At 57.9% G+C, this 18,102-nt stretch carries 12 protein-coding genes and 2 pseudogenes; 4 read left to right on the forward strand and 10 right to left on the reverse strand.

Features of this window, described 5'->3' with window-relative positions; translation table 11 throughout:
* Positions 1-269 precede the first annotated feature (269 nt).
* Positions 270-395 (reverse strand): hypothetical protein, encoded by a 126-nt coding sequence (locus ACWTU9_RS06270; RefSeq protein WP_455857547.1) that lies wholly within the window; start codon positions 393-395, stop codon positions 270-272.
* Between ACWTU9_RS06270 and ACWTU9_RS06275 the strand changes: the two are divergent.
* Positions 392-708: pseudogene (locus tag ACWTU9_RS06275) on the forward strand (IS110 family transposase); the annotation flags it as partial. The gene ACWTU9_RS06270 and the pseudogene ACWTU9_RS06275 overlap by 4 nt on opposite strands.
* Before the next feature lie 305 nt (positions 709-1,013).
* Here the strand turns inward: ACWTU9_RS06275 and ACWTU9_RS06280 are convergent.
* The 3 genes from ACWTU9_RS06280 to ACWTU9_RS06290 all read right to left on the reverse strand — a co-directional run bounded on the left by ACWTU9_RS06280 (position 1,014) and on the right by ACWTU9_RS06290 (position 3,442).
* Entirely contained in the window at positions 1,014-1,469 is a 456-nt protein-coding gene (locus ACWTU9_RS06280; protein WP_455857548.1) for a MucR family transcriptional regulator, read from the reverse strand.
* A gap of 397 nt (positions 1,470-1,866) precedes the next feature.
* Positions 1,867-2,955 carry a hypothetical protein gene (locus tag ACWTU9_RS06285; protein ID WP_455857549.1) on the reverse strand — a complete coding sequence of 363 codons (1,089 nt, stop codon included), beginning with the start codon at positions 2,953-2,955 and terminating at the stop codon, positions 1,867-1,869.
* Positions 2,956-3,019: 64 nt separating this feature from the next.
* Complete coding sequence (locus tag ACWTU9_RS06290; RefSeq protein WP_455857550.1) at positions 3,020-3,442, reverse strand: hypothetical protein; 423 nt, start codon at positions 3,440-3,442, stop codon at positions 3,020-3,022.
* A gap of 748 nt (positions 3,443-4,190) precedes the next feature.
* Between ACWTU9_RS06290 and ACWTU9_RS06295 the strand changes: the two genes are divergently transcribed.
* Positions 4,191-6,122: a hypothetical protein gene (locus ACWTU9_RS06295; RefSeq protein WP_455857551.1), complete on the forward strand. Its 1,932-nt coding sequence runs from the start codon at positions 4,191-4,193 to the stop codon at positions 6,120-6,122.
* Positions 6,123-7,192: 1,070 nt separating this feature from the next.
* Here ACWTU9_RS06295 and ACWTU9_RS06300 read toward each other — a convergent pair.
* The 3 genes and pseudogenes from ACWTU9_RS06300 to ACWTU9_RS06310 form a co-directional block, all read right to left on the reverse strand.
* Entirely contained in the window at positions 7,193-8,491 is a 1,299-nt protein-coding gene (locus ACWTU9_RS06300; RefSeq protein ID WP_455857552.1) for a cytochrome P450, read from the reverse strand.
* Between the two features lie 671 nt (positions 8,492-9,162).
* Positions 9,163-10,272 (reverse strand): annotated as a pseudogene (locus tag ACWTU9_RS06305) (IS110 family RNA-guided transposase).
* 243 nt (positions 10,273-10,515) lie between these two features.
* On the reverse strand, positions 10,516-10,875 hold the full coding sequence (locus ACWTU9_RS06310) for a hypothetical protein (RefSeq protein WP_455857553.1): 360 nt from the start codon (positions 10,873-10,875) through the stop codon (positions 10,516-10,518).
* Between the two features lie 472 nt (positions 10,876-11,347).
* On the opposite strand from ACWTU9_RS06310, the gene ACWTU9_RS06315 reads away from it, so the two are divergent.
* Positions 11,348-13,846, forward strand: coding sequence for a hypothetical protein (locus ACWTU9_RS06315; protein ID WP_455857554.1), 2,499 nt, complete (start codon positions 11,348-11,350; stop codon positions 13,844-13,846).
* A 689-nt stretch (positions 13,847-14,535) separates the two neighbouring features.
* On the opposite strand, the gene ACWTU9_RS06320 is transcribed toward ACWTU9_RS06315, so the two are convergent.
* The 3 genes from ACWTU9_RS06320 to tnpA form a co-directional block, all read right to left on the reverse strand.
* The gene (locus ACWTU9_RS06320; protein WP_455857555.1) at positions 14,536-15,696 is read right to left on the reverse strand and encodes a hypothetical protein; all 1,161 of its coding nucleotides are present in this window, start codon (positions 15,694-15,696) and stop codon (positions 14,536-14,538) included.
* Positions 15,697-16,085: 389 nt separating this feature from the next.
* Positions 16,086-16,229, reverse strand: a complete 144-nt coding sequence (locus tag ACWTU9_RS06325; protein ID WP_455857931.1) for a transposase — start codon at positions 16,227-16,229, stop codon at positions 16,086-16,088.
* A gap of 112 nt (positions 16,230-16,341) precedes the next feature.
* Positions 16,342-16,809 (reverse strand): IS66 family insertion sequence element accessory protein TnpA, encoded by a 468-nt coding sequence (gene tnpA / locus ACWTU9_RS06330; RefSeq protein ID WP_455857556.1) that lies wholly within the window; start codon positions 16,807-16,809, stop codon positions 16,342-16,344.
* An 817-nt stretch (positions 16,810-17,626) separates the two neighbouring features.
* Between tnpA and ACWTU9_RS06335 the strand changes: the two genes are divergently transcribed.
* Positions 17,627-17,989 (forward strand): hypothetical protein, encoded by a 363-nt coding sequence (locus ACWTU9_RS06335; protein ID WP_455857557.1) that lies wholly within the window; start codon positions 17,627-17,629, stop codon positions 17,987-17,989.
* Positions 17,990-18,102 lie beyond the last annotated feature (113 nt).

The raw sequence follows: 18,102 nt of genomic DNA on the forward strand, positions 1-18,102 counted from the left end.
CACATTTGTGTCGATGGGACCTGGGCATGAAATATTCGTACGGCGCGAAGATATTCTCCTCTTCGGCCCCGGGTTCATTTCGCCTGGGCTGAAGTCGTCCCTCGGCGACGCCCAGCTGCTTCACTACGAAATTGTCTCAGACTGACCCGGCCGGACTCGTTATCCATTCGCGGGGCTCAGGTGCCGATCGAAACATCAGCTCCTGTTCGCCCTTTCCAACCTCGTCGGCGACCCGCGCGCCTGTCTCGTTCTATCCGGTGATCGGCTCCCTAATAGTGCTTGCCGCTGGTCATCAGTGCCCAGACCATTCGGCCGGTCTTGTTGGCGAGCGCGACCGCCAGCAGCGGTCGCCAAACGTGGTCCGAGGTACGCCAGTCGATAACTTCCAGCAGCATCACGAGTTTTCTTGCGGCGACTTCGCCGCGTCCGTCACGAGGCAGGATCGCTGTCGCCGTGGCCGCATCCAGAGCTCGAGAAACTCGGGCTGCTGGCCATTTGCCTGGAGATGCAACACGTGCTGCCGCGATCTCGACGCAGTGCAACAAGACCGACAAGACCGATGCGCTTGGCCTCGCCCACATCATGCGTACCGCCTGGTTCCGCCAAGCCTATATCAAGTCGGAAAGCTGCTACCGAAAACGGCTTCTGCTGACGCATCAGCACAATCTGCGGGCCAAGTTCCTCGATCTGAAGAACGCCATCCGCCACTAGCGGAAGTCGGCGGAGCCGCATTCCCTACCGCGCGGTACAATAGAAAGCCCGCCCCAATCGGCGGCCGCTATGGTGCGGCCGTTGGACACGATAGTGGGTTTGAAGTGGTAGGGGGAGAGCGCTACATCGTGAGACCCACTATCGACGAAGCACTCTTCTGCTATCGGCGCCGCTCAGTCTAAAGCGTAAATGTCGCCGATATCGCCCGCAATGAAGGGGGTGCGCGCCCACGAAGATGGTCTCGATTGGCTACCCGCGCCTGATCAAACGCCCGAGGTTGCCGCTCCGAAAGCCTGCCTCTACTAAGCCCTAGGCTTGCGTTTGGCAGGAGCCTTTTTGGTCGACGTCGGCTGCGGTTTGCGTCCGAGCCCCGCGGCCTTTGCGAGCGTCGATCTTTGGGCCGCGTAGCTTGGCGCAACCATCGGGTAGTCCGGGTTCAATCCCCACTTCTCACGGTATTCGTCTGGAGTGAGCCCGTAATGTACGGCGAGATGCCTTTTCAGCGATTTGAATTTCTTCCCGTCTTCCAGGCAGATAATGTAGTCCGGCGTTACCGACCTTTTCGGATTGATGGCGGGTTCCTGTTTAGGCGGCTCGGCCACATTCGGCTGACCAAGGCCTGTTAGCGACGAATGGATCGACGCGATGAGGTCTGGCAATCCAGTGACGGGCAGGGGATTTTGGCTAACATAGGCAGAGACAATGTCGGCCGTCAGCCCGACCAGATCGGCCGTCACAGCTTCGTTTTGATCGCTCAAGTATTCGCTCCTGGTATTGGGTCAAAGGACCGCTTCGCCCCTCAGTCGTATATCGCAATTCTGAGCGATTCCGAGATAATACCGCTGTGAATTGGGGGTTTGGCGGGAGGCCTGCCCCAGAGGGCATCCTATTCGCCTGGGGGTCCTGGAAGCCTTTCGAACTTTCTGGGTCTCGTCTCAGCCCGAATTGCGGGAGCTCATGGACAAAATAGGAGACGAGATTCGGATCTGGATTAGGTTGGAAGGCGTTGACCTCCTGGCACGTGCGCCTTGGTGACAGCGCACCCCCTCCTATACGTTCTGAATGGCAGCTTTGCGCCTCATGCCGGTCGTTGAATTAGTTTGTGCGTCGCCCGAAAGTGGCCGTTCGCCCGAACAAACCAATTTTTGGCGCCTCCTATTGTGGCTTCTCGATAGCTGCAATCGACTTTTTGAGGGCGTCCAGCTCAGCGACTAGCTCAGGAGTTAGATTGAGCTCCCCGGTAACCTCCACGAATGTCCAGTAATAGTCACCGCGTGTGTCGTGCGTCACGGGCTTGTGCACCTTAGGATCGAAGTCCCGCTTCGTCACTCGAAACGGCGGTCGGTTATGGAAGAACGTCACGTTGCTGTTGCCAAGTTCGGTCACCGCCACATCAATGCTGAAGTCAGGAAAGCTCTCATAAGTCTGCTTGTCGATAATGAGAAAAATGTACGGGAGTTGGATGACGGGATCCCAAGGGATAGTGGGGCCCAGCGAAGCATCCGGGGCCTGCGGGATGGTAAGCAGTGACTCCACTAAATCACCGAGTTGTGACGCAATTTGAGCTTTTTCAGCTTCAAGGGTTTTCGCTAAATCGTCCGGCCGCAAACCAGCGGGCACAGGGATCGTACCGCGAACAAGCACGCTGTTAGAAAACCCGACAAAAGGCGTCCCTGCCCCCTCGCTTTCCACGCTGATGGACGTCACATTCCCAAACAGCCTTTGCACCCATGCGTCAGCCTTCGCCTTAACTTCCTGTCTCACCTGCTCCAGCGTTTTCGGAACGACGCCCGCACTTTGGATAGATAAAACGTTGATCGAGTTCTGTTGGCTGAAGCCGGCGACCGTCTCACGCGTCGGAGAGCGAGCTCGCAACATGTCCAGTTTGAACGCAACCGGCTTCCCATCCGCGCCAGGCACTGTTTCGTAGGTGGCATTGGCCGTCGCTTGGTAGGTGGCGCCTTCCTTTGCTCCTGCAAGCTTCGCAAGAAAGGCGCGCGCGGCAGTCGCCTTTGCAGGATCCGATCCATTCAGATCATCTACCAATTGAAGGTAGCGCTCGCCTGGTATCGCCCGGATCGCTGCGTTCGCCGTTTTTTCCAGTGCTTCCCGAAGCTCACGGAGTTGCCCGTCAGTCTTCTCAACCAAGTCACAGATGCCGACCACTTCGCCGACCACGCCGCAATCGGCAAAGGCTGGTGTAGCCGCCAGAACCGCCATCCCTAACAATAACTTGCCAATCATTCCGATCTCCCTCGTCCAGCCGGCCTGCACAGACTTCGGCCACGACCCGTCGACATCAAGCTTTCTAAGGAAAGGTTATATCCTTGGGAAAATTATGGGCGAGGGTTTCGTCGCTTGTGCCGAGAATCTTTATGTCGCTGTCGATTGCATAGGCCCACAAAACGGAAGCTACAGACCAACCCCCCGGAACCTCAAGACTGACGTCACCGCACAATTTGCCAAAGGAGATTTGTTCGTCGAAAGGGAGCGTGTTCCAGAAAAGGCGTGCACATCCTACCCCCTCGGCAGAAACGATACGCAGGTATACTTTTCCCTTGAGATTGAACTCCCAATAAACGTCCTTCGTTTCACCCCATCGCAGCGACAAAGTCGTGAAATCAGCCGAGGCCGCATTCAAAATGGAGGACAGCTGGAAAAACGCCAACAAGCCAACCCAGCAAAGTAGGCGGGAACGACCGTGGGGTAGATCAGCGAAATGCGACGACATGGATTTGCCCCTCCCCCGATGCTTCTCATTATGTAGCGGATGGAATCTGCTGTCGAGCTTTGCGTTGGTGCGGTCGCTTCAATGGAGGAAGCGAAAGCGCGGGAGACGCTTCTATGTACTCGCGCAATCCGGCTCCGCGCCGATCGCGACGGAGGCGCTCCCCGTATCGCCCAACTCTATCAGGTCCAGAGCGAGATCCGCAGACCGAAGTCGCCCGGAATTAGCTGACGATGCTGTCATTCGGGTCCTGTAGGCGTGGCTGCAAAGCGTGCGGGGAAACCCCGAGGGAGGTTTGCCAGCCGTCGAGATCGCCTGCAGGCTCAATCCCCGCCACTCGCCCCGGTTCAACTTCACTCGTAGTGGGACGTGGCCGGCTGCCTCCTGAGGACCCGGCGCGTGGCGGCCAGCGCGCTCGACGACCGTTTGGACGAAGTAAGGCGCATTAGCCAGGAACTCGTGCGTGAGATCGCTTCCCGGTGGCAGAGCGATCCTGGGGCGGACGCCTCCTCTGATGTGGACCGGGTCGTCTCGTCCTCGGTTCTCGAGTAGGCGGCGAACAGAGAGCGCCTGCGCGAGGGGTTGCGTCTGGCTGGTCTCCCGGCTTAGGGGCTACTATCGGCCTCAGGCGTACGGACGGTGATCCAGGTTCTATTTGTCCTATTGCCGACATCAGTGTTTCGAGCCCCGCGCGTCTTTCCACGCAAGCAGAACCTGATATAATCATCTCGTCCAATGGTGGGAGGCAAGTATGTCGCCGCTAGGTCGCCTTTTATTTATCTCGCTTGTGTCGATAGTTTGGCTAGGAGCGCCCTGCACCCGCGCGGCGTCCCAAGAGAGTCAACTAAAAGGCCAAATTGCGAACTTTTTAAAAAGTAAATTCAACGTCAAATTCCATCCAACGACTGCTCAAGATGCGCTCGACGACGCGTTCAATAGCTTGGGATTGGTCGAAGATGCCGACACTGTGCTGACGGTTCACGAGGAGACCGTTTCAGCATTGATTACGGCGGAGCTATCCAAACGGAAGCAGAACTTCACTGCTGCAAAAATCGAATTTGGTGAGCAGACGGCGTCGATTGAAATCCGGTACGACGGGCCTTTGCAGGCAAAAAGCATTGACATTGATCTGAAAGCCGCACTGTCCGGCAGACTTGCGATCGCTATTTCGTTTGACCCGGAGCATCCGAATGAAGTTAAACTCGCGCTAAGCATTGAAGATATGCACGTATATATCACGGAGTCTAATGTTACGTTTCTTGGTGTAGGGGTAAGCAGTGCTACTGCAAATTCCGTGGCCGAGGCGTCGATCCAAGCTTTGTTGAACACAGTAAAGGAAATAGTAGACAGAATTGAGATAAGGGTGCCAACTTTACTCTCTACAACTATCGAGATGAAGCAAGATAAATCCAGTCGCACCGATATCTCGTTTACAATTAGCCCACCCAGTTTGCCCCTATCTATTAGATTTGGCCTCGTAGCTTTGATACTGGATCAAGATCGTATGTTTGTGGTGACAAAAAACTCCACAAGCGTTACATCACCGCAGAAAAATGTCGAGTTGCCCTTATTGCGCAGGCGGCTGCAAGATATACTAGCTAAAACCCTTGGATTAGGAACCCTTCGAAAACTAAGCTTTGTGTACATTTCGGATTCCTTCCTTGGTTCTGCAGTGAACAACACGTTCAAGGGCAAACCGATATGTGCATCGGTATCGGTAGGCAGCAAGCCTTTGCCTTTCAACGTGACCATACCTGGACCAAACTCAGAAGCCATCCGATGCGAGCAGAACCGTGGCTGTGAACAAGCCACGGAATGCCGGCCCAGCATCAGCTGCAATCGAAAAGAGGATAAGCGAAAATGCAAAGGGAACCTTGTTGCGAAAGGGTGGTGCGAAGGGTCAAAGGGGGGGCAGAACGTTGGCTACGGTGTTGCCAAACTTAGTTGTGAAACGCGCAAATCGACAGTGAAGGGGCTCTGCGAAGCGTCAAAGTCGGCCGACAAGGGCCTGTGTGAAGCCGGCAAGAGCTTGGATAAGGGGGGCTGCGAGGCCCTTAAGGAAGCCGTTAAGCGCATTCAGCATTTGGGGAACGTAGCTCAAGTGAAGAGCGATGATTTCGCCATCGCCGGCGACGGAAAATTTTGCATATCTGCCATAAAGTTTGATGCTGCTCGCCTTGCACTATCTGCGACGACTGTGGCGGAGGCGTCAGCGCATGCGAATGGTAATGTTAGATTTACGCCCCTGGATGCTGGCCATTTACTTTGCTTCGCTCCATGGGAAAAAGAAATCGCTGAGAACGCGAATGTGCCTCGCCAAACACGCCAGGTAGAACTGCAGGCGGCAGTCATAGATAACACTTCCGTACTACGCCTGAATGTTGCCGTAGATGGTGAGTTAAGGATAGAGGCCCCAGTTAAGTCGCTCATAAGCCAAATAGTAGACGATCCTCATTTCATGATGAAGTGCCCCCTGCTCGGAGTGGCCGGCCAGGTTTTCAAAATTACTCCCAACCAGTGGCTGCCTCGCCCGGCGCGGGGTATCTTCGATGTTTCGGTGCCGCGAATCGCCATAAATTCCAATATCATATCGCGGCCTACTGGAGGATCGGTTTCCAGCATTAGGTTGCGGCGAGCAAACGGCGGAACTGTCGCAGCCTTCAATGTTATACCTGCAAAGTGACAGATGCGAGCACGTAGTCTGCCGATCTGATGGTAACTAGTTTCGTTTGACCTAGGGCCTCTTCAATCGAATGCTTCCGTGAATCACAATGGTCAAAGACATCGTAAGCCCTCACGGCCCTGGTGCTGATGGCCACGCACGAACTGATCAGCGATGCCATGGTATTGGGCTCTTGCGAGATTGATCCGGCCTCCATGACGACTCGTCGTTTAATTAGCCACAATATCATCGTGAGCGATCCGCCGTTACATTCCGGCTTTGACCCTAGACGTGTAAACCGGATGGAGTCAGGTGGCATTATATTGGTGCGGGACGCCAAGCACCGGCTTTCAGGTCGGACCAGTCTATTTCCATGAAGTCGGACCGCAACCCAAGAATCCGCCAGACTGCGGCGAAGATGGCTTGCGGCAAATATAACCGGAAATCTCGGCAGACGTCGTCGAGCATTCCGTTCAAATCTAATGGGTGCGGGTGAGAGACGTTCCATCTTTCAACGCCAGCGCTTGCCACGGCCGCTTCGATGGCGGATGCGACGAGGGGGACGTCGGCAGAATACAGTTGTGGCGAGGCACAGCTGCGGAGCCGCTTTAGAAGGTGGGTGCGGCCCAATTCCTTAAGGCCCATGCTAAACTGCGCTCCCGGACCCACCAAAGTGGCGACCCGCAAGATGGCGAACTTTCCAGTCCCGAACAGCTGTTCGAACCTACGTTCATACGTTTGCTGAAGCAGGGGCAGAGACTGGGGCCGTCCTTCCCCTGCGGCAGTGGTCGAACTTATCAGGATGACGACTTGCTGTCTGACACGCGCTGCTAGCCGCTCGATAGGAACCACTCGTGAGGCCAAGATCTCGTCATAATGACGGCGGAATCTGTGGACGTTCACGCTTCGGCCTTGTGCAAATACAACTGCGCCTCGCGCCGGCATGTTCTTATCGAGCCAAGTCTCGTTTGCAGCGATGACATCTCGTGCCGATAGAAGCACCGTTTCGGTTCGCGATCCAAGGTGCGTATAGAGTCCGCGACCGATATAGCCAGAGCCGATGATCGTAATCGGCATCATTAAACGGCCCCTCACTGGATTCGAGAGAAGTTCAGCACCATGCCGCCCTCCGGAGTCGCGGACACGCGATTGCGCATCACGTCTGCCTTAGTACCAGGCGTAAGTTCGATCAAGTACTTCGACAGCAGGAGCGCGGCTATGATCCGGCACTGCTGAACGGCGACTGCGCGACCCGGACAGATTTTCGCGCCACCCCCAAAAGTGGCGATCTTCAGCTGTCCCGCCTTGGACTCGAACCGTGCCGGGTGAAACTGATCACCACCATCGAAACCTCGGCGATGCAGTTCCTCGATGGAGAGGACGACGTAGTCAGGAGCGGCCAAAGCCACACCACCGACGTTGGTCGGCGCGCAGATTTCGCGGATAATAAAAGGGATCGAAGGGTGGAGGCGCAACGTTTCTTGGACACACCGCGCCAGCAGGGTGTGGTCGTCAGCAAAGTACTCGAGAGGATCACCGCCGATTCGCTGGTGAACCTCAGTCCTGAGTTCGGCCTGAAGGTCGATGTCGGCGGCCAACTCGTAGAGTAGCCATGAGATAGTCGTGGCAGTGGTCTCAAAACCCGCAATGAGCAGAGTCATGAGGTTGTCCAGGATTTCAGTTCGCGCGTCTTCTGGCGTTTCACCGAACCAGTTCTGGGCGACAAGCATGCCGTCAAGCTGTTTCAGCACGAAGCGTCTGAGGCCAAGCCTCTGCCGTCGGATATCGAGCCCAACCCCCCAACGCCGGGTCCACCGCACAATATTGGGAAGGAGTAGAAATGTGCCAGATGCGTTGCCGGCAGCCGCAATCGCCTGCTCGATAGTGGCTGCGGCCTCCTCGGAACCTTGGACGTCAAATATCGTTCGTAGAAGAAAGGCTAAAGAGACTTCCTGTATCGGTTTCAGTGCTGGATAGATTCCCGGCTTGAAACGCTCAAGCACCGAATAGTTGAAGAACAAAAGGTCGTCGGCCTCGATATTCATGTGCTGACGAATAGTCCTATATACTGCCTGCTTTGCAGGCGCGTGACCAGAACCGCGCGCAACGAACACTGATTCGTCACCAAAATACGGTTTCAAAAATGAATAGGCCGAGCTCACGTCAATGACTTCAGGAGCACATTTGTGTACTTCGGAGAAATGTTCGGGCTGCCAAAAGAAGGCTACACGTCTTCGGCTAAATCTTGGAAAAGGTATTCCTTGCCTATTGCCGTAGTTAGGAAGGATGAGTTCAACGGCGAAAGGCTTGCCCTGTCCAAAGCCATTTCGTATCAGCTTCCTTTGATCCAGGAGCAGCCACTTAGCCGTTTCTAAAACCGCCCCGAGCATAGATCCTTCCCTTCGACCTCAACTTTTACTTAAATGGTGACTGCCGTCCAGTCGGAAGATGCGCGCAATTTCAAAGAGAAAGTAGCGGGCGTTGTCGCCACATCAAGCAAGCCGAACCGTGCCCTGCGCGTCACCTTGGGTCCCGCTGGCTGCCACTAGATGGTTGTCGCCGGCGTTAGATGAGCTCAGGGTCGCTCGCCAAATGGCTCGAAGTCTGTTGCGGAGACGACACAAGCTTGCGTCGTCGTTAGCACAATGATGCTCCTAGCCGAGCCGTCCAGGCTGTCGCTCAGGGCTATCTTACCATGAAGGCGCGTCGAATTGAATTTCCGGAACAGGTCCCGATCATCCAACAGCTGCCTAAAGCAGGCGCTAGTCTCGCATGTTCCCTGTCAAGGTTGAAGGCAAGAAGGCTCGCCCGCTTGGCAGGTTTGCCATGCAGTCGGATCGGCTGAAGGCTGCACAGGGCTGGGGGTGGGAGCTCAGAGACGACGGTTGATCAGACTCTCATCCGCGGGTTGGGTACCGGGCATTCCGTGTCTTCGTCTCGGGGCTGTCCTCGGTCTAGAGGGCGGGCGTCGGGCGCATCGGCCCGGCCACATAACTAGCGACGGGAGTTCCTCACCGTGGCCCCACCCCCAGCCCTGTGCAGCGGGTTGGGTCGGGGCCGGCTATGACGGCGCGACCTCACGGCCGATGGCCCACAAGAAGGCGGCCATCTCGCGTGCGATCGCAGCCACGACCACCGGCGGCTTCTTGCCGGCGGCGCTGAGGCGACGATAGCGGGCGCAGAGCCGGACCTGCCCCTTGCAGGCAATATCGCGGACAGCCTTGGGCAGCCCCTCGAGCCGGGCCCTCAGGGCCTCGCTGACCCTGGCAGGATAGCGATAAGTCCATGCTGCTTCGACCAAGGCGCGGCGGGCGCGTCGGTTGCCGGCGAGCGTAAGGCTCGACCGGCGAACCGTGTCACCGGTCGAACGCTCCCCGGGACAAGGCCGAGAAAGGCCATCAACTGCGGCGGCGTATCGAAGCGACGCACATCCCCAATTTCGGCCGCGAAGATCACTGCGACCAGGAACGAGGCGCCGCGCATCGCCTGATAGGCCTCGACGACCCGCGCCATGGACCAGGTTGGCACGACGGCGCGCAACTGCTCGTCCAGGCGGTGTAGTCGCTGAGCCGCGTCCGCGATCGCGTCGATCTTCTCCTGGAACACGATCTGCTGCGCAGGTATGCTCGAAGCTCTGGCGGGCAAGCCAGCGCCGGTGCGCCAACGTCCAATGACCGCCGTTCTCGTAGATCCGCCCGTGGCGCAGGAGGAAGGAAAGTAGCTGCTGGCGTTTGCGGCGTAGGTCATCGGCTGCGGCTTCGCGGGCTCGCACCAGATCGCGGACAGCCTCGTGGACTACGTCCGGCACCGACACCCCGATCAGTTCGCCCGCCCGATGCAGTCGCGCCAGCGTGACGGCGTCCCGCCGGTTGGTCTTGACGCGCTCGCCCGGTCGCTTCGGGATCAGGGCCGGCGCAACCACCATGCAGTCGTGACCAAGATCGCGGACCTGCCGGCATAGCCCATAACCCGTCGGCCCAGCCTCGAAGCAGGCGTGCAGTCGATCATACTTCTTTCCCAGCTTCTTGATCGTCCGCTCTATCGCCGCCGGACTATTCTCGACCTCGCCGACAAAGCGGACCTCGCCAGTGCGGCCGCCCTCCGCGATCGCCACCGCGTGCTTCTTCTTGGCTACATCAAACGCAACAAATGCTTCGCTATACTCTCCCATGGCTCGCCCTCCGTGCGTGAGGATCGGCTCGGCCCATCCGAGCAACCCTCGTCTTTTAATCGCACGAAAGGGCGGGCCACCGATCTCCGCCCCGGAACATGACGTCTAGTGACGACCGCACTGGAAGTCGCGGTAGCCCAGCAGGAGGCATTTCTGTCGGCTCAGTGAACCTAGCCGCCCAATGCGCGTAGCGGTCAGGCGTGGCGGAGGCGCCGCATGCGGGGGCCGAATGCTACACATGACCTAGTGTACGTCGTCTGCTGTTGTAGCATAGACATCGTCGGAGATGGGAGTGATGAGCACCGTAAACGCAACGTAGCCAATGCCACTCTTTTCTACGCAATATCGGCCGGTATGCTCATCAAGGTCCCTCGGCTCGCCGAATAGGTCTTCTTTATAAAAACGCGCCTTGGCCGGCTGTCGATCCGTGACGTTGACAATGTCAACACAAATGGAACGCTGACAATACAACCCCCAACAATCCCATGCAGCTACACGGGTTTGCTCGCCTTTTCGAACCAATTCAGTTTCGGCGTAGCCAGAAAGCGGGAGTACCGTGATGACCGCAACTGCAAACGCACGAGCTGTCTGAAAACGCATCATATGGCATCTCGCAATTGATCAGATAACTATCCGCAGGAGCTTCTCACCCTAGAGGGGCAACTTTACCCCAGGTATGGTGGTTTGAATTATCACCACCTTCGTTGCGGCTTTCTCCAAATGATGTACGCCGTCCACGGCTCCTGCCGCTTCCCTGGCTCGCTCCGCGCCCAAGATCAGAGGGATTCTTGACCTATTCCTCCACCTTCTCCGCATTGAGTTCATTGCCGATCCGTTCGGACTCCTCCGTCGCATCCATTGACGCCGTCGCTTTGCAGAGTATACCAAATGTTTTTAGAAAGTGCGTAGCAGAGTGTCGCTACTCTACATTTTACTTCACGTTCATGGCACGCTATAAGCTTAAAAAGGGTTGAATCATCGGTTTTGCAAGGGGGTCGCATTGCCGTCTTTTCCGTCCGATGCGTGGCGCCTCATGCTCAAAATGGCCCATGACGTGCGCTGGGGCTACTGGTGCGTGGCCGTAATGATCGCGCCGGCCGCGGCGATCGTGGCTCTCTATCCGACAAGCTGGATCCTCGGATCCGTCGCCTTCAACGCGAATGCCGTCGAGATCGGCTGGCTGCGCATGTTCATGATCGTTCCGCTCCTGGCGGGAGCGTTCGTTGCTCAGGCAAACAGGAGCTGGATCCTAGCTGTCATGCTGACACCTGGGCTGCTTCTGATGCTAACCGTTCCCGACCACTTCGGGGCGTTCCGGACATCGCAACTCACGGAATTCCAGTACTACCCCGACGTCTACGATGCCGAGAAGGTTAAGGCAGATATTGGCAGGCTCGATCAGGCAGTTGCGGATGGAGGCTGGCTGTTTTCTGTCGTTCCGCCACAGATCCCGTCGACCGACAAGCTCACAAACCGGAATGTCACTGCTGCGGATGCCAAGAGGTTCTGGCAAGAAGCAGTCGCCCTCGTCGACGCCGCCGCAGCAGTACAGACGCAAATTGGACAGATCCAGGCACAGAACCAAACCCTGAAGCCACAGCTTTGTCCCCGTAGAGTGGTCGGGTTCGGGAAGTGCTGGGCAGAGGTACAGCGAAAAATTTCGGCAAACAACGCGCAGCTCAAAGCCCTTAGTCAGCAGCTCGCCAGCATGCAGGCTGCTCCGAGCCCGGAGAACATGTATTCCATCGCCGTAGCGGCCGGGTCGGGTGCGAAAGTGGAATTCCAGATGCTCGAGCGCCAGATCCTCGAGAAGCAGGCCTTCGTCGGTGCTTTCCCGTACATTCTAGCGTCCTCGCTGGCCTTTATTCTGCTGGTCTACGTGGCGGGGTTTCGCAGCTCCACCCTTGTGGTCCTGCTAGTCGCAACGATCGCGATTGGTCTAGTTTCGAGCTTGCCGATCAGCCTGGATGACCAAATCGTCGACAGCATCCTGGTCCTCTATCCCGCATTCATATGTATCGCTTCGGCCTTCGCGCTTCGCTTCCTCTATCGATCGTTCCTCGACAACAGAGTGATCCCGGAACGCTTTCCGCATGGTCGTGTTCTCAACTCGTTTCTTATCACCGCACTGCTCTGGCTGCCATTTCCGATCGTGGTGGTCGCGATCATCGAGTTCAACCAGACGATATATTCGGCCGTGTCAGATGTCATCTACTGCAATGTGGAGGTCGCGTGCGGGTTGGAGAAGTCGAGCTTCCCCGTATACGACAGCGATCCGTCTCGAGACACGCTTCGGGACGACGTCAACGCAGCGATCTCGCGGCAGTTTGCAAGGTTCGAAGCGGAGGCGCTTGGTAACGCCGCAATAGCAAAAGGCAAAACGCCTGAACTGGTTAAGGCGGCGATCACAAAGGTCATGGAGACCTACGACCGCATCCTCCCCGCAAATATCTACGACATCTTCCCCAATCTCAGGCCGCCGAGCATGAGCGACTGCATAGGATGGCTCTACGTCCGGCCGACCTGCTTTGCCAAGAAGATCGCCCTGGAGAAGTTGAACGATGCTTATCGGGGACCGCGAGACAAGTTTCGAGGAAACCTGCTCACGAAGGTAACCAACATCGGAGATCAGGTCACCGCGACCGTCGATCAGGCTGCCGACGCCTTGCAGGCGGGTGTGAAAGGGCAGTCCGAGGCAGCTGCGGCATACGCTTCCAAAACCGTCGACGCGACCTTCCTCGGATTCAATGTCATCTCCGTAGGCCAGATGGCGATCATGCTGGCTGTCCTGATGCGAGCATACCTTCTTGCGCTCGGGCGCGTCCTATACAGGGCTCCGGGACGAGTTTTCAAACAGAATGTCGCCACGCCCTATCTGACACTGGGACACACCGATCCTATTTCCCCGGGAGGGGATGAGATGCGGGAGTACGACGACAAATGTAAGGTCGCATACGACCACACGCCGCTACTTGTGAAACGAGCCTACAGCGCGGCCGACGCCGTCCAGTCGACATTGATGTGGAAGTCACTCACGACACGCTGGCACTTCCGACGGCTTCGAAACAGATGCCTGTTCCTCAAGCGTGTGCAGCCGAGTAGTTCGAACAAACGCCTTTCCTTCAGCTCCGGTCAGGGCCGAAGCTACGTCGCCTGCACGATTCCTCCGGGCTCGAGGGTGTTCTTCGATTGGGCCAAGTTCGTGGCAATGTCGGAACAACTCGAACTCAGTAAGGAGATCACTCTGAGAATCGGCGGGCTCACCCTTGGAACGACGATGCATGCGTGCTTGACTTCCCACCAGAGAGAGGGCGTCCTGATCCTGGAGAGCGGCGGCAAGGTGACGTTCTTCCACGAGCACGGCAATCCTCCTGTGGATTCCCCGTTCCGACTGATGGCGTGGCGGGACGACGCCGCCTTCAAGATCGTTTCTCCGATCCATATGGCCAACGTGTACCTCGACGCCCCGTCTCTGGACCCCCGACCGAGATCGGCCAGGGGAGCCTTGGACACGGGACGAAACATCCCAACGCTTGGTATCATCAGGGAGCTATGCATGCTCCTGCGCCCTTAGGTGTCATGTTGGAGTACAATTCTGCCGCTGGTGCACGGGCGTTCTTTCGCCCGGATGTTCCCGCATCTGGCAGCCTATCTAAAATGTAAGGCCGAGTCGTGGATGGATTCGGAGGGAAACGGTCGTTCCAGATCGATGTTCGCCGTCGGGGCAACGCCAGGGCTTCCGGCGAGCGTCCCCGGCCTACGCGCGGTGCGTTTGGGAAGCCGTCCTCGATTGTGTGCGGCGGCATCTTCTCGAACCAATCGGCCGTGCGCCGAATGTCCGCTTTTTCTATTTCGCTGCCCACAACCGGACAGGCAGGAAACGGCCCCAAAGCCGTCACCAGACCGTTCCACAATCAGAGACCGACTGGGGGTTTCGTAAGTTTTCGTACCTTCTGCATTGCGACCTCCGCTCGAATTACGTGTGCACAACAAGGACGCCGGGTGTCTTGATCCGCAATGATCGAAGTTCCATTCTGGGGGACGAGTAAGCAAATGGGAGAGTTCGACAGGTCTAGGATCAACCGCCGCGCCACGCTCCTCCGCCCCGGTTGCGCAGTCGTCGCCCCGACCTGCGGCCGCACTCGACTCAGAGAGTAAAATCCATGGCGTTCGCGTCCCTTCACTTCCCCATTCCATATCGCTTCCAGCGATGTTCGCCTGCAGCCAGGCGGTCGATTAGAAGGCGACCGTCGGGGTGACCTATTATAGCGACGGCTCGTTGAGATGCGTCAAAATTTGACCAGACCGCACTGGATCGATCCTGTCTGCCTCAGCGAGTGCCCAACGTTGCCATGCTTCCAGTACCAAGGCATCGATATCAGCCGAACCATCATCGATCGCGCGACGGACGCGCTCAACAAGCGCGCGAATGTCTTCGGCTTGACGTAGCAGCTCGCCGCTGGTCCGCAGATTTTGTAGGCGCTTTTGGTTGAGGTGAACCAGCCATTCCTGGCGCTGTTTCTCCTTTTCAATCCGCTCCCGCTCTGCACGCTCCTCGGCTTCCCGCAGGCTAAGTCGGAACTTCTTCTCGCCGGCCACGATTATCGCTGCCGCGATCTCAGCGATCCTAGATTCAAGCTTTATATCACCGTCGTCCTGCCAAGAGACGGGGGCCCTGCGGTCGAAACCCGGATCAATGCGCAGGGCGAGGGGCGTCGAAGCTGGCAGAGGTGCGGGTCGTAAGTAGCCCTGTTGACGAACGGTCCGGTGGCTGCCGACTAGTCCTATGTCCAAACCAACATGCGTGTCGCCGATGAGTGCTCGCGCATGTATTTCGCCATCGTGCTCGTAGGCATCACCGTCATGGCCGCGCTTGCTCAGCGCGGAAAACAGCGCATTGAGGATTCTCAATCGCCGCTTGGCCTGCGGATTGTCGAACTTGGGTTCGTCAAAGTTCCACTCGCGTTCTACATTTTTATCGCGCCGGCGCTGCTCCCGCTTGAGTATTTGAACGAGTCCTTTGTGGGGCCTGTCCAACATGTGTGGGACGGAAGCTTTGCCAATCGCTTGCAATTCCTGTGCGTGGAGTTCGTCGAGGTCTTCGGGAACCAGAGCGGATGCAAATGGCCCATTGGATGCAAGAGGGGCTGCAATCGTCAGAACCCTTGCGAAGCGAGCGTCGACACTTGCTCGGCCCAATTCACCGGGGCGCCGCGGTGGCGCTTTGGGTAGTGCTGGCACCCTCTTTCCGGCACGGATTTTGTTCCAGTATCCTTGCGGCGGCGACGCAACTCCAAATCGCGTCAGTAGCTTCTTCACCCCCACATCGGACAGTTCGAGTTTCGCCGCCAAGTCCCGCATCGGCGCGGACCAGGCGAAAGCAATTAGGTCGTCAGGCAATACAAGAATGACTTTCTGCCACACTTTGGCTTACCTCCAGTTGTTCAGCCAGCTTCTGACACGTCTTCGCGGTGTCGATATGACAGGACCAGCCACGGCCAGTTAAGGTCAAGCCGGCATTTCCAACGTGCTGTCGATCGTGCCAGGAATGCGCTCTCATCAGCAAGGCGGCTGCGGATCGGCTACAGCTGAACAGCGGGTCCATAAGCATCAGCGCGATAGTTTGTTCCTTTCGTAGTTCCTTGCGCAACAGGAGGTCTGTCGGACATCGCCTTGAGATGCGCACGAACGGCGGCCGGATCGCTGCCGGCGGGCGCGAACGCGCGCCGGCCGTTTAGGAAGATCGATCGCAGTCATTCCGTTCGGCGGCTGCACGAGGTCACGCAGCAGGAGTGCCGCTGGCGTGCCCTCGGTTAGCGCCACGGGCGCAAGCTTGGCGCGCTTCTTCTGCGCACGCCTGACTGCACGCGCCAGCGGAACAGCATGCCCGTGACGATCCCATGCTTGCGCGCGATCTGCGAGACGCTGACACCAGGCTGGTCGCTCTCCAGCGCGATGGCGCGCTATTCCGCGTCGCTGAAGAAGCGCCGGGCAGGCTGCCGGGGCGCGCGGGATCATCCTTCGGCGCGCCGTCAAGCTCGATTCCGGCGGCGTTCCGCTAGACTAGCGCTAACGGCCGGGCGGGCGGAGGGATGAATGTGCCCGCCAGTCGATTTCGACCACGCCCTCGTCCAATCGGTCACGCCATGTGCGCAAGCTCGTCGGCGAAAGATGCAATGCGGCAGCGTATTCGCGAACGCCCATGCCGCTCCAGTTCATAGCCTTGACATAGATCGCCCAGAACGCCTGGACGGCGCGGTTGCGCACATCCGTGCTCACCGCGAAGCGCCGCCGAGCGCGCTGTTTCTGCCGCTTCGCGCGCCCTTCCAGACGCTTCTGGCGGCGCAATTCTGCCTGATATTCCGCCTGTTTGCGCGCCGCGTCGTTGCTCGCGAAGTACTTCAGCCAGCGATCGAGCGTGTCCTTCGTCAGGCGATGCACCCGGCAATATTCCGTCCGCGTCAGGCCGCTGCGCTGCCACGCCTCGACGTGAACCACCCACCAGGATTGCCGTGCCTTGTTCTCGAAATGTCTCAAATTCACCGGAGGTCCTCCATGCTACGAAGGAGCCCGACATGTCGGTCGAATGCACTACTCAATCTGGGTGCAGAGACCGGACGCTTGCACACAACCGAGGGATGGCAAGATAAAAGCCCGCACATTGTGCTGTTTTTTTGCGGTCGTTTTTCAATAACTTAGAAGGTGGTTTTGCAACGTGTGGGTGTTTGCTGCACATTGCGAGAATCTCGATTTCTTAGCGATTTCCGCGAATTAATGCAGTGTGCGGCGGCTCGGCCGGCAGTTTGGGAGGCTCGGGTCGGGAAGGAGGCAGGACAGAGACGGCAGCGAGAGCTCAACACAAAACCCAGTTCTCGGAAGAGGACGCGGGTCCCTTCGGCGACCTCCGGTCGGTAGGAGGCTGAGCTGGTGGATCCCAAAGTCATAACCTCAACGACCGTGGCTCGCGGTGGTCCGCGATCGGCAGTCGGCACGGCTGCCTGGGCGGTATTCATTGCGGCTAGGCGAGAGCCGACATCGCCAGCGTCGGCCGTAGGATGGCGGCCGAGCGCCGGCTTCTCGGCTGGCCATCCTCCGCACTACGAATGCACGGGCTCCCGGGCCGCGACAAGCCTGCCCCGATCCAGCTTCCATCGCGGCTTCTAGGGCTCGGTATCCTGTCCGAAATGCGGGTGCCGCCCATCGCCCAACCGCAATGGCCCTCGACTGACATGGAACTTTCCATCCTGACACGAATATGCAAACCGGCGTGTTACGGTCTGAGGGTGTTACGTTACCGTTTCAATAGCCCGAAGCAAATGGAGAGTTCGCCACGTCCAGGATCAACCGCCGCGCCTTGCTCTTCCACACCGGTGGCGCAGTCGTAGCCTCGACGATTGCGGCACCTGCACTCGGCACAGAGCGGCCGGGCCAAGACCAAGAACCGTCCAATAAATTGCGAGCGCTGATCGAGGCGCACAAGATAGCTTACGCTGCGTTCGGCACCGCCCTGCATAACGTAGGCAGTGGAACCAGCGGCTCCGACAGAGCCAGCCGGGTGGAGGAGACGGCGCTGCTTGCCATCTGCGGCTACGCTGCGGTTACGGAAAGGGATCGCGTGGCCAAAGCGCGATATCTTTTAGAGATCGAGGCGCACGGCGAACTCGACCTCGCAGAGCATATGCAGGCTGTTCTCCGATCGACGATGTGGAAGCGATGAGACGACCGGCCGCGGATGGTCTGCTGCTGAATGTCGGGTATGCGCCTCGAACCGGACAATTCAGAGCGCTTCGGCATAACCCGAAAGCGGACATCAATTGGTCCCTTTAGACG

It is taken from the genome of Mesorhizobium sp. 128a (assembly GCF_053848025.1).